The following is a 14,975-nucleotide window of genomic DNA, read 5'->3' as shown; positions in this document are numbered from 1 at the left end:
TTTATTTCCCCTTACTTTTAAAAAGTTCTAGACTGCCAAATCTATTATTCATATCTATGAATAATAACGCCTTTCACTACACGGTTAACCGTTCCGGTTGGTGAGGGCGTGTCAGGGGTATTTCCTACTTTAATAGAAGCCAATAGCGAGATCGTTTGCCCCACCATCACGTATGGCACTGCCAAGTATGCATCTGGAATCGATTGGCCATCCCCATCAAAAGCAAAAGTATGCCCATCATAATTTGTCTGGCCCTTGACTTCAATGGCGCAGATATAGTCGGCAATTTCATCATGCTTTAATTCATTTAACATATCTAAGTCATATTGACGTGAATATGGATGATTTGAAACGAAAACAAAGGCTACTGTTTTTTCATTGACAAAAGATTTAGGGCCATGACGGAACCCTAGCGGCGAATCATATGCAGTAACAATTTTTCCAGCTGTTAGTTCTAAAATTTTTAATTGTGCTTCTTTTGACAAACCTTCTAAGCTGCCAGAACCAAGGTAAATAATTCGATCAAAATCGCGATCAATCATATGCTGAATGTCCTGCTCTCTATGAATGACACTTTCACCCATTCGACGAATGGCTTGAACAATTTCCATTTTTTCTTCCAAAGCTAACGAATCAAAAACAAGCAGCGCTGTTAATGTCATGCATGAGTAACTTCCAGTCATGGCAAACCCTTGGTCATTCGCTCTTTCGGGCATAAGCAATAACAGATTATTTTCGTCCCCTTTTGCTCTGCGCGCCAACTCTCCTCCAATCGCACAGGTAATTGTTAACTGATAAAGATTGGTTACAAGCTGTTCAGCTAATTCCACAGCTGCTACACTTTCCGGGCTATTGCCGCTTCGTGCAAATGAAACGAGCAAGGTTGGAAAATCCGCCTTAAAGAACTCATATGGATTGGACACTAAAGTAGTTGTCGGGATACTTGAAAATTCCCATTTATGCTCATCCACTTTCCCTTTTAAGTAAGGTGTAACCGTATCACCAACATACGCAGAAGTCCCAGCACCGGTAAAAATGACTCGAATTCGTTCATGCTTATCTGCTATTTTCTCTAAGAAAGCTTCAATTTCTTCTCGCCTCTGCTCATACAGTGTAAACGTTTCATCCCATAATTCAGGCTGCTGCTTGATTTCCTCAGTAGTAATGAACGCACCTAAGGTTGTTAATTTTTCTTTACTAAATGTAAACATTTCCGACACTCCTCTTTTATCACTTCTCAAATACTCGTAAGCCTGCGCCAACAATGCCATTATCTTGCTTTAATTTGCTGATGCTCATTTGCTCTAAGAGATGCTGCTGTTCTGGCAATTGAAGAATTTTCAGTTTTTCTTTTATTAAATCAAGCATAAAAGGATTATTAACAATGACGCTGCCGCCAAAAACCATTCTATGCGGGTCTATTAAACTAGAAATAGAATAAAGTCCTTGGGCCAAGTGATTAGCCATTTCCTCAATGATTGGCTGACATTCCTCTGATCCATTTAAATAGCCAGTAAAGACATCTTTTGCTGGTATACCCGCTATTTTCTGAATCCCAGGGCCAGCAGAGATTTTTTCTAACCGTTCATTGCCCATCTTTGAAAGAACTGGAATGAGCCCTAGTTCCCCTGCAAAACCAGCTCCTCTGATAAAGGCTCCATGATGAATAATCGAACAGGCAATTCCTGTACTGATTGTCACGTAAACAAACGTTTCATTTGTGCTTCCTTGGCCTGTTTTCCATTCAGCAAACGCAGCCATATAGACGTCGTTATCCATGGCAATTGACTTTGTGCCAAAATATTCCTTTAATCTTGCAGCAACCGAAAACTGCTTCCAAGGCAGATTGTTTTGAAAAATAGCAATGCCATTCTCACGATCGACCTTCCCAGGCACCCCGACGCCAATACCTTCGATGTCAGAAAATGGTGTCCCTTCAAGTAGTTGTTCAACCGCTGTTACGACTTGCTTAAACATGTTTTCGCGGTCAGTTGAATCACTTTTCACCTCTACACGGTGAAGCAATTCTCCTGATTCTAAAACGATTCCCGCAGCAATCTTTGTCCCTCCAATGTCAATACCAATAGCTTTTTTCATCTTTTCACCCCTAAAACGAATACGTCCTCTACATTGTAAACACTTATAAAATGAATCCCACCTTCAGCAGAATCTACATTTTAAAGTTGGGTTGTTGGTACAAGTTATACTTAATAAAAACTCATAGCTAATGTACTATGAGTCTTTTTAATGTCATTTAATATGAAGCCACTAAAAGAAAAGCCAGTCTTCACAAACTTTCCTATTATCAATGTAATTCTATAATACTACTACTTGTTGGGTCAACCCGACGCAACAAAATATTTATCTACTTATTTTCCTCCTGTTACTGCAATTCCTTCAATAAATTGTTTTTGCAAAATGATAAATAAAACGAGCATTGGAAGGATCGCTAAAAAGGAGCCTGCCATTAATATTGGGTAGTTTGTTAAATATTGACCTTGAAGCGAAGACAATCCGACAGAAAGTGTCATCGATTCTGGTGAACTATTTACAATCATTGGCCACATCAACTCATTCCAGCTCCAAAGAGTAGTGAAAATACCGAGTGCAACCAATCCAGGCTTCGCTAAAGGAAGCATAATCTTCCAATAAATTTGGAAATGATTGCATCCATCCAGTCTGGCTGCTTCCTCCAGTTCTTTCGGAAGCCCCATAAAGAATTGCCTTAGCAGGAAAGTGCCGAATGCACTAAACAAACCTGGAACTATTACAGCTTGTAATGTATTTAGCCATCCTAATTTTACCATAATCATATATTGTGGAAGTAAAAAGACTTGCCCTGGCACCATTAAAACAGCTAACGCTAGCAAAAACAGGAAGTTTCTGCCGGGAAATTCAATCCGAGCGAAGGCATAGGCGGCTAGAGAGCATAAAAATACTTGTCCTACCGTCCGTACGATCGTAATAATAAGTGTATTTAACATAAATTTAAAAAAAGGCAGGAGTTCAAAAATTTCTTTGTAGTTCCCCCACTGGAATTTATCGGGAAAAATAACAGGAGGAACATGAATAGACTCCGCGTACGTCTTTAATGAGGTTAAGATCATCCATAAAAAAGGAACAACCATTGCTACAGATCCTAAAATTAAGATGAAATGGATTAGGAATGTTTTACTTGTCACAAGCTGTCTTGCTCTTTCCAATGGTTCTCCCTCCTTTAATCATAATGAACCCATTTTTTCTGTAAGACAAATTGAATAGCTGTGATAATCAGAATAACGATTAATAATAGAACAGCAATTGCCGCTGCATAGCCCTTATCGTTTAATACAAACGCGTGCTGATAGAATAAATAGACAATTGATTGCGTATTTTCTAATGCAGTACTGCTCTTTCCAATCATCATGAATATTAAGTCAAACACTTGAAAAGCACCAATTAGTGACATGATACTCACAAAGAAAATAACAGGAGAGAGTAGAGGCAATGTAATCTTAAAAAACACTCTGATTGGGCCTGCTCCGTCCATTTCAGCTGCTTCATAATAAGTTCTCGGAATTCCCTGTAAACCGGAAAGAAATATAACCATGTTATAACCAATTCCACTCCAGATTGCTACTGCAATAAGCGAATATAGTGCAATTTTCGGATCACTTACCCACTGTGGACCTTTGATTCCGATTAATGATAAAAGATAGTTCAGCAGTCCATAATCAGAATTATAAAGCCATTTCCAAACCATGGCGATTGCCGCCGGCATGGTTATAACAGGCAGGAAATATAAGGTACGATAAACAGATTTCCCTTTGATTTTCTGATTCAGAAGCACGGCTACTAGAATGGATAAGAAAATTCCAATCGGGACCGTAAATATAATATAAATCCCCGTATTCTTAAATGATTTAATCAGGTTAGAATCCTCGAACATTCGCTTATAATTATCTAGGCCTGTCCATTCATACTGACCAAATGCTCCCCATTCAGTGAAACTATAATAAAAGGTTTGGAGAATCGGCCATAAATAAAAGATCATTAAGCCTAGCATAGTAGGGGCAATCATAAGATAAGCCCAAAAGTAATCTGATCGCTTCCTAGTATTTGCCAAATTAGAAACCTTAACCTTTGTATTCGCTTTCACTTCAGCTTGTTGAGGAATTCCCTTCACTTTATTCCCTCCTTTTAAGGAAAGTGAAGAGAAGAAATAAATTCTTCCCTTCACTTCTTTATTCATTAGATAGTGATTCATTCGCCTTCTTCGTTAACTCTTTTACTGCATCTTCAACACTTACTTCCTCACTCCAAGCTTTTTTAAGGACATCGATTTCATACTGCCAAATTTCCCCTGTGCTTTTCACACTAGGCAATGGAACAGAATATTCAATTCCATCAATAAATGCTTGAAGATTTATCGTTGGAACAGCTTGTTTCCAAGCATCTTGTGTACCATTGTAAGCAGGAATAACTGTTCCAGTAGCAGCAAATATTTCTGCTGCCTCCTTAGAGCCCAGGAATTGAACAAACTTCCATGCAGCATCTTTATGTTTTGTATTAGCAGCAATTACATTGGCTAGTCCATGAATAGCGACTGCACGCTGTTTTCCCTTAGGGACAACAGCTACATCTACATCCGGATTTTTTTTATACTCTGGAACCATCCAAGGACCATCAAACATCATCGCAATTTTGCCAGATGAGAATAATTCAGAAGCAGCCGTTTCTGTCATTTGCGCTTGTGTTGGTGATAAGCCTTCCTCAATGAAACTAACATTGTACTTAAGAGCTTCTATTGCTTCTGGCTGATCAAATCCGACAGACTTTCCATCCTCAGAAATAATATATCCGCCATTTTGCCAGATGAAATCATAATAGCCGCCTTGGTTGCCCATTAAAGCTGCATAACCCCATATCCCTTTTTCTTTATTTGTTAATTTTTTTGCAACCTCTTTTAACTTATCCCAATCCCATGTATCATCTGGATATGGAACTCCAGCTTCATCAAAGATTTTTTTGTTATACCATAAACCAGTTGTATCCAAGTCTTTTGGAATACCGTAAATGTCTTCATTCACTGTATAGAGTTCGATTAATGATTCAGGGTAATTATCCAAGCTATAATTATCTTTTTTTGCAAGATCAGTAAGCGGAAGGATTACTTTTCCATCAGCATATTGATTCACATGAGCACCATTCATCCACATAACATCCGGCAATGCAGAACCTGTTGCAGCCGTTTCTAGCTTTTGAAAATATTGACCATAAGGAGTAATTTCCGTCTTCACTTTAATGTCAGGATATTTTTCGTTGAATGATTTGATAATTTCATCAATGGCAGGGACTTGTTTCTTATCCCAAAATCCATATGTAATTTCTACCTTCCCATCTCCAGATGCAGCGTCATCATTACTGCACCCAGCTAACACGATGAATCCTATCATTACTGTTACTAGCATCATTAGCCACTTTTTCATCTCTTTCCCCTTCTTTCAATGTAGTTTAATAGACTATTAAATCAAATACTCCAAAACATCTACGTCCTTATAAGCGGTACTCAATTGATATTACTTGTGGAATTAGCTGCTAAACTTGCATAATAATCGTCAATATTAATCGATTGACCTTGTTTTAATCTTGACTCTTCCGCTGCAAATGCCATTAGATGGCTTCTTACTGAAGCAGATGCTGAAGAAACACTGCCTTCCTCACTTCCAGATCGAACTTCTCTTAAGAAAGTTCTGATTATGCCGTTATCACCACCCCCATGCCCGCCAATTGGATTGTCAAATTTGATGATCGTTTCATGTTTGGTAAGAAAATCAAAAATAGAAATTTGGTTTTCATCCATATTTCCACGTATTTCCCCTTTTGTTCCCATGATTTGAACAATGCGCGTTTGCTCTCTAGTAAAGCCGCACATGCTGAATGTAGCTGTTGCTCCACCCTCGAATTCCATATTGACTACTTGATGGTCTACTACATTATTATCTGAGTGATACACACATTTTCCGTATGAGGTTTCATTTAATGCTTTAATAATTCCTTCATTCGTATAATCCTCTGTAAACTTCTTTGCCCACCCTTTGCCTTCACCGAGGTAATATCTTCCAGCATGGAATGGGCATTCATGTTCAACTGGGCAGCCATCTAAACATCTCTTTGGTGCTCCAATTGGTGCATTCTCTTCCTTAAAATGCATAAGGGAACCATAAGAACTTACACGTTTGCAATCCTTACCAATCACAAAAGAAATAATATCCATATCATGACATGACTTTTGCAAAATCATTGGACTTGATTTTTCTTTATTATTCCAATTGCCTCGTACAAAGCTATGAGACATATGCATCACTTCTACATTTTCATTTAATTGAAGCGATACGATCTCGCCGATTTCTCCTGAGGAAATCACCTTTTTAATCGTGGCCCAAAATTCCGTATACCTTAATACATGGCATATGGTAAGCTGCCGATTATACTTTTTGGCTGCCTGTTCCATCACGATGCATTCCTTTGGATCTGGGGACATCGGTTTTTCCAGCAAAATATGATAACCCAGTTCCAGCGCTTTCATGGTTGGCTTAAAATGATTGCGGTCCAGTGTACAAATAATCGCGATATCTGCAATTTTTCTTTCCAGGCTGAATACTTCTTCCCATGATTCAAAACAAAATTCATCGGAAATCGTATGTGCTTGTTGTAATTTGGTTCTTCTTTCCATATTCGGCTCTGCAACACCAATGATTTTTAGTTCATTTGGGTAATTCTGCGCGTATGGTGCATAGGCTCTTACTCCTCTATCACCAGCTCCGATAATAATCGCTGTTAATGGTTTCATGTTAAAATCTCCTTATCTTTCGTTTTCCGATTATTTTCCTCATTTTAGCCAAACGTTTTCCATTTACTTTTAAAAAAAGAACCACTTAGGTTCGTTTTATGTTAGATGATTCCCGAAGGACTAATTCAAAAGGCATAATAATCTTTATTGGAAGGTTAATTTTCCCTTCTACCATTTCCATAATAGTTTTCGCTGCTATTCTTCCCATTTCATATTTTGGGATTTCAACCGTTGAGAGCTGTGGGGATGAATATTTACTCATTTCAATATTGTCAACCCCAAAGAAAGCGATATCATCTGGAATTCTAAGCTCATTCTCTCTAGCAGCTCTCATCGCAGCGATAGCCATTAAGTCACTCGCACACACCATTGCGGTTGGCAAATGCAGCGGCTCTTCTTTAATCAAACTTCCCATTTTTTTATAGCTATTTTCCATTTTCCACTTTGTATGTATGATCCATTCGGGCCGAATGGTCAACCCTGCATCTTCCATGCCGTGTTGAAATCCTTTGAAACGGTGTTCAGCATACAGACCTTCTAACGTTTCATTCATGCCTCCACCAATAAAGCCAATGTCTTTATGACCTTGATCAACTAAGTGCTTTACCACCATTGTGACCGCAGCCTCACGATCATAATCCACGGTCGCTATATTTTTATCCGTGTAAAAAAAATCTAATCCAACTACAGGTATATTTTGTTGAATATATTCGATAATACTGCAATCAATCTGATCGATAAGAAGCAGTCCTTCAATCCCCAACTCATGAATGGTCTTGAGAAGCAGAGCCTCATTTTCTAGCTCGTCCTTGGTAATACTAATCAAGCTGTAATCATTTTTGGCTAATGCATCACGAATACCTGTATAAATCGTTGCAAAATATGGATTCATTTCTGCTTGTTTTGGATTCGCTACCCATCCAATTTTCATTGTTCTTATACTATTCTTCTCTTGCTTGTTAGCAACTAAATTTCGAGCATGCTTATTTGGCACATACCCTAACTCCTTAACAGCTTCCCAAATTTTCGCTTTTGTTTCCTGGTTAACATTTCGAGTCTGATCGTTTTGAATGACTCTCGAAACAGTAGAGATAGAAACGCCTACATATTCCGCAATATCCTTCAATCTTGTCACTGATAAAACACCTCTTAATTATGTACTTATGATCCTTCTTAAATAGGATACCAAATTTTTATCCTATTTAAGAAAGATCTTTTGAATTTTATAAATATTTTAAGAGTCGTTTTATTTCTATGCATAATATGAATCTACTACCAATTTTGCTGTTGGGTTGTAGGTACAAGGTTAATAAAAAAAAATGAACTTCTACTTAATTAGTTTTTTTAAAAAAACCTTTTCTTGTTAACAGAAAATTTTAAGTAATATAAATATAAACTCTTCAATATTAACCTGTCAACCCAACAACTAAAAAATAAACCATTTTTCCTCCACATTTTTAAGATCTCTTGATAAAAAAATACTCATAGCCAAAATGCTATGAGTATTCATTTATGTTAGCTCTGTGTAAAAACGGCAGCGGTCGCCTCGTACAATAGATACACAAAATTCAACAGGCACTCCATTCATATCATAGGCAGTTCGTTCGAGCAGCAGTGCTGGGCGACCCTCTTCCGTTTGAAGGTACTCACTTTCTTCAGAACGAATAAGAACGGGTTCAAATGCCTCTTTTGCTCTCGTTACTACGATATTAAATTGCTGGGCAAATAAATCATATAAAGAGATTTCACCAACTTTTTTTAGGTGATCGATTTCAGAAACAATCCTTTTAGGAATAAAAGATGATTCCAAAATATAAGGCTCATTATTAGCGCAACGAAGACGTTTCATTTCTATCACATGATCATTTTTTCCAAGCATCAGCGCTTCTCTAATTTTTGCAGTTGGTTTAGATTCCTCTATTTTTAGAATGATATCCTTTGGGTTCATTCCTTTTTCTTTTAATACTTTGCTAAAACTATAAAATCCCATTAATGACTGCTGCAATTTTGGCTTTGCCACAAATGTACCTTTTCCTTGGATTCGATAAAGGATGCCTTCCTGTACTAGCTCCTCAATTGCTTTTTTCGCCGTGTTTCGGCTTACACCGAATTGTTCCATCAGTTGGTTCTCAGATGGAATTTTATCTTCATGTGTCCACTGACCGTCCTGAATCGCCCCCTTCAATCTCTCCATTAATTGGTGATAAAGCGGGATGACACTGTCATGCTGCAATGGTTCCATTATCCTAAGCCTGCCTTCCAAACATTCTTTTAACAAATTATATCATTGACCCTTATCGTGTCAACCCAACAAGTAAAAGAAAAGCGTAAGCGCCTTGGTCATCGCCGTACAAACTGGAAGGGCCGGTTCTTTCGATAAAGGAAACACGGTGAGCGAGAGCAAACCGATGTTGACGCAATCGTTGCGGAGGGGACCTGAAGTTTGATAGGCGATAGGCGCTGGAGCTAGACAATTCTCTAACTCCTAAGTTATAAATTCTGATACTATAAAAAAAATAAAACTTTATTGAAATGTTAAATCACCTCAATAAAGTTTTACTCTCTAAATGTATTTTCGATTGTAATCATAAAGCAGCGCTAAAAGACCAGCTAATCCGATTAACATCATTCCTAATTCAAGCTTTCCGGCTGTCTTTTGGCCGATAATAATCAGTGCAAGACAGATGATAAATACAATCATTTTAATGATGACCAAAATATTAGCCTTCATTGGTAAAGCTCTCCCATCTGATTTCACTAGGTGCCAATGTTACTTCCTTCTTATTTCCTTGACCGTCATAGACAAGCGTTGTTTGTTCCTCCATCGAATTATTGACAATGGCCATTTTCTGAATAGATGGATAGACATGGATCTCACAATACATGTTGCTTGCATGCCATTTTTCGAATTCCTTTTCTTTATGGGCTGCATAATATAAGGCTCTCATTAATAGACGCGTATTTTCTTCACTATATGGCAAGCCCGCTATATAGACTGCTCTGCCTTCTCCAAATGGATGACTGGATAGATGAACTTCTCCATTGGAAAACTCAATAATTTCCGTTTCCTCTGATAATGCGTAGATATTTTTCATTCCCTCACCAAAATCGAATGTTGTGCTATCTGCTGAAATGAAGTGTTCTTTAACAGGAGTGATAAAATATTTATCTGTTGATAAACTGAATCCTAGTTCTTTGTCAACACCTAGGACATTCGCCAATTGGAAGTAATGTCCTTCATGCTGATACGCACTAGGTTCACCAATTCCTACGAAACCGCCACCATTATAAATCCAGGCTTTAATAGTCGTGACTACCTTTTCATTCATCCAATTAGCTCCCCCTGAAAAAGCCGTCCCCCCATCCCCGGCATTGATGATCACATCAACATCTTCAGGTACACCATCATTAATGATATCATCAAAACTAATGAACGTAACTTCCACAGCAGCTCCGCTCAACGATTCCAATACACCTAAATAAGAATAAATTTGTTTATACCACAATGCATGGGCAACCATATGTGTCTGCCACGTTCTAAGCTTGCCCCAGGAATTCAGTATAGCAACTTTAAGACCGCTGTATGGTTTAATTCCTTTGATTGTGTCATAAATTTCACGGAATTCATCAGTGACTTTTTCAATATAGTTGACAAATTCCGGGAATTGATAGGCTAGACTTAAATAACCACCATAGCCGATGCGATCAACAGGGTTCCGCAATATCGCTCTTCGGGCTGTCAGCCAGTTTTCATTTGCTTCAATTACCGGGTTATTTCCTTCATAGAAGGTATCCGGGAAGAAATATGGCAAGAAACGTCCTTCCGTATAACGGACATGTGGAATATCAGCAATCATTCGTAGTGTAGCCCCCCCACCGACACTGCCTACGACTGCATCTAAGCCTATATTTTCAAAATATTTCCCATAAGGCTCTGTGCCAATCCAGTTATCGCCAAGAAACATCATCGCTTCCTTGCCGCTTTCATGAACGATGTCCACAAGTTTTTTCGCTTCTTCAGCAACAAACTTTTGGACAAAATCCATATAATCTAAAAAGGCAGGTGTTGGAATTCGAAACGAAGTATTGTAATATCCCTGGTCAACAATGTCTTCCGGTCTTAAACGGTAGCCTTTTTCCTTTTCAAATGCTTCCAATGCAGCTACTGACACACTAGCCCCATACCCAAACCAATCAACAAATTTTTCTTTGCCGAGATTATTGAACACAAGGGTAAAATGATAAAAGAACGTTGTAAATCTTACTACATCAGTATCCGGATTTTCTGTCAGCCATTGTTTTAAATAGGTGCTCATAAATTCATTGGAGTACGGCTGCCTCACATCAAAAGGAATATCATGCGGCTTATCCCCCCAATTGTTCGTAATATGATTGTACATTTGAGTTGGATCCCAAATCGCAAATACGAGGAAAGAAACCGTATATTCGTGCCAAGGAATAGCATTCGTAATCACGACCTGATTTTCCTCTTCATTCACTTCCCAATCATTCACATCCACTATTTTTCCAGTTGTCCGATCAATGACTTCCCAATATTTTTTAGGGTCATGAAGATAATCAGGCTGTAACTGTTCTTCGAAATAGCCTTTCATAATATGAATCGCAAGCTTTTCTGATATCGCTGTATTGAATGTACTCATCAAGTACAGCTGCTGGCATTCATCCATATGGTTCTTAGCAAACTCATTTTGACCCCGTGCAACGAAATAAGTCGTATAGATCTTCGCATCTAATTGTTTAATATCTGAATCCAGCTTTGTTCCATCACTATCACGAATCGCATCTGCTCCCCAGCGCTCCATCAATTCCTTTGTTTCCTTTAAAAAGTTTTCTTCGCTTGGCAGGGTTACTTGTCCTTTTTTCATTTTCATGATATGCCTCCTAGTCCTTTAATCCGCCAAGGGTCATCCCTTGTGTCAATTTTTTTTGTACGATGATATATAAAATCAAGGTCGGCAGCATAACGAGAACCATTCCCGCATACATTTGGCCATAATTGGCAGCAGACTTCTGTGCCGCCATTAAATTCATAAGCCCAACAGGCAAGGTCTTGTTCGGACCGGGTATTAATGTAAGTGCAATGATGTATTCATTCCAAAAGGCAAGAAAGTTAAATAAAATAATGGCAATAATGCTCGGTCGAGCCATTGGCAGCATAATTTTAACCATTGTCTTGAAATAACCTGCCCCATCGACAAATGCAGCTTCCTCATATGTGGATGGCAGTGATTGAAAATAGCTGGAAAGTAAATAAATAGTAAATGGCAGTGCGGTCGCTGCATAAACGACAGCAAGTATAAATAGATTATCCAACAAGAAACTATCTCCAAATTGGCTGCGGAAAAACGTATCCCCATTCAATAGCATTAAAAAAATCGGAACAACAATATAGTTCACATTGATAAATAACCCTGCTTTGAACAATGAATTCATGAATCGGCTGCCTTTAAAGGTATATCTTGCTAATACATAGGCTGCCGGCAAAGCGACAATCAATAAAATCAGCAGTGCCAAAGCAGTCACAAAAATGGAATTAAACATGTATGTACCCATGTTTGCCTTTTCCAGCGCATCAATGAAGTTTTGGAAGTAGAAACCTTTAGGCATGGCCCAAGGGCTGCCATAGAACTCCGAATTTTCCTTCACCGAGGCTAAGAAAACCCATGCAACAGGGATTATGATTGAAATGGCTAATGTAATCAAAGCGACGTAGATAAACAAACGATATGCTGTTTCCGCACTCATTCCCTTTTGTTTTTTCATGTTTATCCCCCCTTAATACTCCAGCACTTCCCGTTTGGTAATATGGCTGATAATTGCAGATAATAGGAATGAGAATAAGAAAATGACCACGCCGATTGCCATTCCATATCCATAAGAAGAATTCGTATATGCCTGCTTATACATATAGCTTAAAAATACTTCTGTCGATCCATCAGGTCCGCCGCCTGTCATCGCTTGGACTAGAAGAAAACTTAAATTAATCGTACTAATAATAAAGAAAGTAAGTGTTGTTCGAATGTTGTTCCAAATTAACGGTAACGTAATGCTGAAAAATTGTCGGACTCGACCAGCACCTTCCAAAGCAGATGCTTCATAAAAGCTTTCTGGAATGCTTGCTATACTAGACATATACATGACCATATAATAGCCAATCGCCTGCCAGACAAGCGCACCACCGATGCTGTAGATAGCAATTTTCTGATCGCCGAGCCACATTTTTTGAAGGTTTTCGAGATTAAATAAAGCCAGCATATTATTCAACAAACCTGTTGTCGGATCATAAACCGCAGAAAAAATTCCTGCAATAACCACAATGGACAGGATATTAGGAATGTAGAAGATCACTCTGAAAAAGCTGTTTCCTTTCAGCTTCTCTCTCGTTAATAAAGTGGCAAACAAGATGGCTATCACCATAGTGATGAGTGTGACAATAACAATCAAGACAATACTGTTTTGGAGAGATCGAAAGAAGTTCATATCATTCCATAGGATTTTGAAGTTATTAAGACCGACAAATACTTTTTCATTAGTAAATCCGCCCCACTTATATAAGGACATCCTAAATACCTCAACTGTAGGTACAATCATAAAAATCGCAAATAAAATCAATGCGGGGGCAGTACAAATGAAGATAAATATCCTTTTTTCCTTTTTTTTATTCATTTCCTTCACCTCGGGCTAATAAATATAACGGTGAGAAAGGTTACTCACCGTTATACGTAGTGAAAACTATAAAACTAGTACTAGTTATTTTAAAGCAGCACGCATTTGGTCACTCACTTTTTCAACGGATTTCTGCCAATCTTTTACCTTTTTATCACCAGAAACAATACTATCAATTGTTCCAAATAACGTATCTGCCATACTGACTCCTTCAACAGCCTCTGTAGCAGCAAATCCGCCCATTCCTGCTTTAGCTCCCGAATCATAAATACTATAGAAGAGTTTACTATCTCCTGACAATTTCTCGGAAATGCCTTCGATTGGCTGAATCGCACCTGATTCTGCAAAGATACCTGCTGCCTCATCTGAATACACATATGTTATAAATTCCTTAGCTGTCTGTTTATTTTTGGCAGCAGAAGGGATCCACAACTGTTCAAAGAATGTAAAAGCGTAACGGGCGCCATTGTCTTCAATAGCTGGTAAAGCTGTCATTCCCCATTCAAAGCCATCTGCTCTTGGGGCTTCTCCCATTTCGCCAACTACCCACGTCCCATTCGGCATAAATAGTGCCTTGTTATCAAGAATTAATTGTTGGTTTTTCGTATAGTCTTTATCATTAGCATTGGCAACAGTTGTTGGAGCTGTATATTTTGCTAATTTTCCAATAATTTCAAATACCTGTGTTGCTTCTGGTGATTCCCAAATGCCATCTTCATATGTCATTGCTTTATTGTAGAAGTCAGGTCCGCCAGCTTCTAGTAATAGTGAATACATAAATGCATCAAAGTAACCTGTAGTAGGGTAAGTGAATAAGGAAATTCCCTCTGCTTTTGCTTGATCACCTAATGCCCACATTTCATCCCAAGTCTTCGGCAATTCCCAGCCTTTTTCTTTCAACAATCCAGCATTGTAGAACAATCCGGTTGGACTGTAGAACATCGGAGACAAGTACATTTTTCCGTCATTATAAGGGTTTGTTGCAAGAGTATCAGTGAAGCCCGGGACTAACTTATCCTTGACTTTCACGTCTTCCCCATACACGTTCATATCCAAAACATCGGTAATATCCTCTAATGCTTGGTCTTTAATTAATGTTTCAGTCAATGCCAGTTTTCTTCCAGTTGCCAATAAAACAACATCTGGATAGTTTCCAGCTTTCATATTTGGACTGATCACATCTTCAAGATTTTTATCCACAGTCAATTCCACATCAACATTTGGATTTGCAGCTTCATAGGCATCAATGACCTTCGTCCACATATCCTTCCCATAAGCTGATTCAAGTGCTGCAACATGTAAGGTTTGTTTTTCACCGGAGTCTTTTCCACTGCCAGATTCATCAACTTTTGCTGTTTCATTACTCTGACAAGCTATTAAACTAAAAGATAATAACGCTGTCATTCCAGTTAACCAAAGCTTCTTTTTCAACTTCATAATAATCCTCCCCCTTTTT

Annotated in this window: 13 protein-coding genes; all 13 read right to left on the bottom strand. The window is 38.4% G+C overall.

The window, feature by feature from the left end; genetic code table 11:
• Positions 1-44 precede the first annotated feature (44 nt).
• The 13 genes from AN957_RS08070 to AN957_RS08015 all read right to left on the bottom strand — a co-directional run bounded on the left by AN957_RS08070 (position 45) and on the right by AN957_RS08015 (position 14,950).
• On the bottom strand, positions 45-1,211 hold the full coding sequence (locus AN957_RS08070; protein ID WP_056683371.1) for an AgaS family sugar isomerase: 1,167 nt from the start codon (positions 1,209-1,211) through the stop codon (positions 45-47).
• A 19-nt stretch (positions 1,212-1,230) separates the two neighbouring features.
• Entirely contained in the window at positions 1,231-2,097 is an 867-nt protein-coding gene (locus AN957_RS08065) for an ROK family protein (protein ID WP_053475096.1), read from the bottom strand.
• 272 nt (positions 2,098-2,369) lie between these two features.
• Positions 2,370-3,128 carry a carbohydrate ABC transporter permease gene (locus AN957_RS08060; protein ID WP_082446818.1) on the bottom strand — a complete coding sequence of 253 codons (759 nt, stop codon included), beginning with the start codon at positions 3,126-3,128 and terminating at the stop codon, positions 2,370-2,372.
• Between the two features lie 89 nt (positions 3,129-3,217).
• Positions 3,218-4,138 carry a carbohydrate ABC transporter permease gene (locus AN957_RS08055; RefSeq protein ID WP_053477479.1) on the bottom strand — a complete coding sequence of 307 codons (921 nt, stop codon included), beginning with the start codon at positions 4,136-4,138 and terminating at the stop codon, positions 3,218-3,220.
• 85 nt (positions 4,139-4,223) lie between these two features.
• Positions 4,224-5,468, bottom strand: coding sequence for an ABC transporter substrate-binding protein (locus AN957_RS08050; protein WP_053475094.1), 1,245 nt, complete (start codon positions 5,466-5,468; stop codon positions 4,224-4,226).
• Between the two features lie 80 nt (positions 5,469-5,548).
• Positions 5,549-6,832 (bottom strand): Gfo/Idh/MocA family protein, encoded by a 1,284-nt coding sequence (locus AN957_RS08045; RefSeq protein ID WP_053475093.1) that lies wholly within the window; start codon positions 6,830-6,832, stop codon positions 5,549-5,551.
• 85 nt (positions 6,833-6,917) lie between these two features.
• Positions 6,918-7,967: a LacI family DNA-binding transcriptional regulator gene (locus AN957_RS08040; RefSeq protein ID WP_053475092.1), complete on the bottom strand. Its 1,050-nt coding sequence runs from the start codon at positions 7,965-7,967 to the stop codon at positions 6,918-6,920.
• 375 nt (positions 7,968-8,342) lie between these two features.
• Entirely contained in the window at positions 8,343-9,074 is a 732-nt protein-coding gene (locus AN957_RS28785) for a GntR family transcriptional regulator (RefSeq protein ID WP_053475091.1), read from the bottom strand.
• A 321-nt stretch (positions 9,075-9,395) separates the two neighbouring features.
• A complete protein-coding gene (locus AN957_RS28025) occupies positions 9,396-9,563 on the bottom strand; it encodes a DUF6903 family protein (RefSeq protein WP_172797627.1) in 168 nt (55 codons plus the stop codon).
• Complete coding sequence (gene gnpA, locus AN957_RS08030) at positions 9,553-11,724, bottom strand: 1,3-beta-galactosyl-N-acetylhexosamine phosphorylase (protein ID WP_053475090.1); 2,172 nt, start codon at positions 11,722-11,724, stop codon at positions 9,553-9,555. Before gnpA ends, AN957_RS28025 begins: the two co-directional genes overlap by 11 nt.
• A gap of 10 nt (positions 11,725-11,734) precedes the next feature.
• Positions 11,735-12,616, bottom strand: coding sequence for a carbohydrate ABC transporter permease (locus AN957_RS08025; RefSeq protein WP_053475089.1), 882 nt, complete (start codon positions 12,614-12,616; stop codon positions 11,735-11,737).
• 12 nt (positions 12,617-12,628) lie between these two features.
• Positions 12,629-13,519, bottom strand: coding sequence for a carbohydrate ABC transporter permease (locus tag AN957_RS08020; RefSeq protein ID WP_053475088.1), 891 nt, complete (start codon positions 13,517-13,519; stop codon positions 12,629-12,631).
• Between the two features lie 84 nt (positions 13,520-13,603).
• On the bottom strand, positions 13,604-14,950 hold the full coding sequence (locus AN957_RS08015; protein ID WP_231690115.1) for a carbohydrate ABC transporter substrate-binding protein: 1,347 nt from the start codon (positions 14,948-14,950) through the stop codon (positions 13,604-13,606).
• Positions 14,951-14,975: the final 25 nt, after the last annotated feature.

Origin of the sequence: Cytobacillus solani, from assembly GCF_001420595.1 — a bacterium.
Classification (GTDB): Bacteria; Bacillota; Bacilli; order Bacillales; family Cytobacillaceae; genus Cytobacillus; species Cytobacillus solani.
The sequence above is the reverse complement of the archived record's forward strand: the minus strand, read 5'-3'. Positions and strand labels throughout refer to the sequence as shown.